The sequence below is a fragment of the Paenibacillus sp. MZ03-122A genome (assembly GCF_024213325.1).
GTDB classification, from domain to species: domain Bacteria; phylum Bacillota; class Bacilli; order Paenibacillales; family Paenibacillaceae; genus Paenibacillus; species Paenibacillus polymyxa_B.
This window is the reverse complement of the sequence record NZ_JANAVI010000037.1, coordinates 1-3,830: the sequence shown is the minus strand read 5'-3', so window position 1 is coordinate 3,830 and position 3,830 is coordinate 1. Positions and strand designations below refer to the sequence as shown.

The 3,830-nt window shown below is 54.1% G+C and carries 1 protein-coding gene; it reads left to right on the top strand.

Features of this window, described 5'->3' with window-relative positions; all coding sequences use genetic code 11:
- Positions 1-3,830, top strand: a 3,830-nt coding sequence (locus tag NLX74_RS25400) for an amino acid adenylation domain-containing protein (protein ID WP_254330919.1), incomplete at both ends; no start/stop codon positions are given.

Here is a 3,830-nt window from a genome sequence, read left to right as displayed (position 1 = left end):
TTTGCTGAAGTATTGCAGCTCACCCAGGAACAGGCTTTGGCCTCCAGTGTCTATGATACGTTCCCGCTATACGATATCCAGGCACTGACTGAACAAAAACAAGACCTGATTCATCACATTATGGTCTTTGAAAACTACCCGATCGGGCAACAGATGAAGCAGATGGGCGGTTCCGGCGAGACAAAGGCACAAACAGGCTTCTCGATTGCCAATGTGGCACTTGCCGAGCAAACTAACTACGATTTTAACCTGATTGTCGTGCCTGATGAGGATATCTCTATCCTGCTTGAATACAATGCTCTCGTGTATAGCCGGTCTGCCATGGAGCGTATCCAGGGCCATATCGACCATGTCATCGGACAAATCGTGGACAATCCGCATATCCGAGTGAATGAGCTGGAATTGGTGACACCGGAAGAACAGGCACAGCTCGTTCAGGTCTGGGGGGATACGGCGGCAGCTTATCCGCAGGATCAAACGCTAAGTGCACTGTTCGAGCAGCAGGCAGCGAAAACACCGGATCAGGTGGCAGTGTTGTGCGGAGCGGAGTCGTTGACCTACGCTGAGCTGAATGAGCGAGCGAACCGTTTGGCCCGGACGCTGCGTGCGGAAGGTGTTGAACCGGATCAGCCTGTAGGCATTCTGGTTCAGCGTTCGCTGGACATGATCGTAGGTATTTATGCGATCCTCAAGGCAGGCGGAGCTTATGTACCCATCGATCCAGAATATCCGGCGGACCGCATCCACTTTATGCTGGAGGACTCGGGCGCGAAGCTGGTGCTGACGCAATCGCATTTGGCGGAGCAAGCGTCACTGAGTTTTGACGGCCAGGTGTTGGTGCTGGATCGTCATGAGCAGGATGGCCAAGACATTTACCACGAAGACGATTCGAATCTGGAGCCACTGGCTGGGCCACACCATGTAGCCTATGTCATCTATACCTCCGGCTCCACGGGGAAACCGAAGGGCGTGATGGTGGAGCATCATTCCGTGCTGAACCGGATTTTGTGGATGCATGATCGGTACGACTTGAGTGCGGAAGATACGGTTCTGCAAAAGACGGCCTTCACGTTCGACGTGTCGGTGTGGGAGCTGTTCTGGTGGTCGCTGGTCGGCTCGAAGGTGAGCTTGCTGCCCGTGGGCGGGGAAAAGAACCCGGAAGACATCGTCGACACGATTGCCCGCGATGGTGTGAGCACAATGCACTTTGTACCCGCCATGCTGCATGCGTTCCTGGAGTACGTGGAGCAGCAGCCACGGGAAGTGATACAAGCGAAGCTGGCAACGTTGCGCCATGTCTTTGCCAGCGGCGAAGCATTGCCGCCACAGCATGTGGCACGGTTCCAACGGCTGGTGTCGAGCCTGGCTGGAGCGAAGCTGGTCAATCTCTACGGACCAACCGAAGCGACGGTGGACGTATCGTACTTCGATTGCGAGCCTAATGAAACCTATTCGGTCATTCCAATCGGGAAACCGATTCAAAACATTCGTCTGTACATCGTGAAGGAAGGCACGGAGCAATTGCAACCGATCGGGGTTGCGGGTGAATTGTGCATCGGTGGTGTAGGTGTAGCCCGCGGTTATCTGAACCGTCCGGAGCTGACGGCCGAGAAATTTGTGAAAGACCCGTTTGCAGGCGGGGAAGCAGGCTATGAACGGATGTACCGCACAGGCGATTTAGCGAGATGGATGCCGGACGGGAACATTGAATATCTGGGCCGGATCGACCATCAGGTGAAAATCCGGGGTTACCGGATTGAGCTGGGCGAGGTCGAATCGCAGCTGCTCCAAGTGGAATCGGTACGCGAAGCCGTGGTCACGGCGCGTGCGGATGAGACGGGACAAAAACAAATGGTGGCGTACTATGTCGCCGGACAAGAGCTCGGCGCCAGCGAGCTGAGAAGTGAGCTGGGCCGGGAGCTGCCAAGCTACATGGTACCGTCGTACTTTGTACAGCTGGAGCAGATGCCGCTGAGTCCAAATGGCAAAATTGACCGCAAGGCTCTACCAGCACCAGAAGGCAGCCTACAAACCGGAACGGATTATGCAGAGCCGCGCACTGCTCAAGAACGCGCTCTAGTAGCGGTCTGGCAGTCGGTACTGGGACTACAGACTGTCGGTATCTTGGACAATTTCTTCGATCTGGGCGGCGATTCGATCAAGGCGATCCAAATCGCATCCCGTGCGTTCCAGGCTGGCTATAAGCTGGACATGAAGGATTTGTTCCAGTATCCAACGGTGGAAGCACTGGCACCGCATATGTATGAGGTCAGTCGTATGGCAGATCAAGGAGAAGTGAGCGGGGAAACCGCTTTGCTTCCGATCCAGCATTGGTTCTTTGCGCAGGAGCGCGAGCGTCCACAGCACTTTAATCAGGCAGTTATGCTCTATCGTGCCGAGGGCTTTAATGAGATAGCGGTTCGTCAGGTGATGGATCACATCGTGAAGCATCATGATGCGCTTCGTACGGTTTTCCATCAGAATTCCTCTGGTTATATGGCTTGGACACGTAGTGTAGATGAAGGCGCGTTGTATACGCTGGAAACGATGGATTACCGTAAACAGGAAACCTATGCGGAAGCGCTGGAAGCGAAGGCAAATGAAATTCAAAGCAGCATTCACCTGTCCGAAGGGCCTCTGGTCAAGCTGGGATTGTTCCGCACAGCCGAGGGCGATCATTTGCTCATAGCCATTCACCATTTGGTGGTGGACGGGGTATCGTGGCGAATTCTGTTTGAAGATTTCTCGACAGGTTACGAGCAGGCGATCAAGGGCGAGCCTGTACGATTGCCCTATAAAACGGATTCCTTCCAAACATGGGCACGGGAGTTATCGTCTTACGCTAACCGTCCTGAGGCTACATCGGATGAAGCCTACTGGCAGCAGCTGGAACAGGCCAAAGCGGAAGCTGCACCGCTGCCTAAGGATTTCGCCTACGAGGGCTCCTTGAATGCAGACAGCGAAGTGCTGACGGTAGAGTGGACCGAAGCTGAAACCCAGCAGCTGTTAAAGCAGGCTCATCGCGCCTATAACACCGAGGTCAATGATTTGCTGTTGACCGCGTTAGGATTGGCGATGCACAACTGGACAGGCGCCGGACAGGTGCTGGTGAATCTGGAGGGACATGGCCGGGAAGCAATTCTGCCAGAGGTGGATATTACACGTACAGTAGGCTGGTTTACGAGCTTGTATCCGGTGCTGCTAGACACAGATGTCAACCTGACGCTGGCCCAGCGGATTAAAGAAACGAAGGAAGGTTTGCGCCGCATTCCACATAAAGGGCTGACCTATGGCACATGGCGCTACTTGTCCCCTGCGTCTGCATCGGATGAAGCGCAGGCGATTGGAGCAGAACCGGAAATCAGCTTTAACTACCTGGGACAGGTCGATCAGGATGTGCAAAACAGTGGAATCACATGGTCATCCTATAGCGCAGGGGAGACAGAGGATGCCCATTCACCGCTGCAATATACGCTGGATTTGAATGCAATGATCTCGGAAGGCACGCTGCGCTTGACGATCGCTTACAGCCGTAAGCAGTATCGCAAAGAAACGCTGGAACGTGTGGCAGGACTGCTGCAATCCGCTTTGCAAGAGGTGATTACGCACTGTGTCGCTCAGGAACAGCCAGAGCTGACGCCGAGTGATGTGTCCTTCAAAGGTCTGACGACTAGAGAACTGGAACAAATTGCGGAACAGGCGGCACATACCGGTGAGCTGGAAAATGTATACGCACTGACGCCGATGCAAAAAGGCATGCTCTTTTACAATCTGATGGATTCGCAATCAGGAGCTTATTTTGAACAGGCCTCCTTTGATCTGCAAGGACA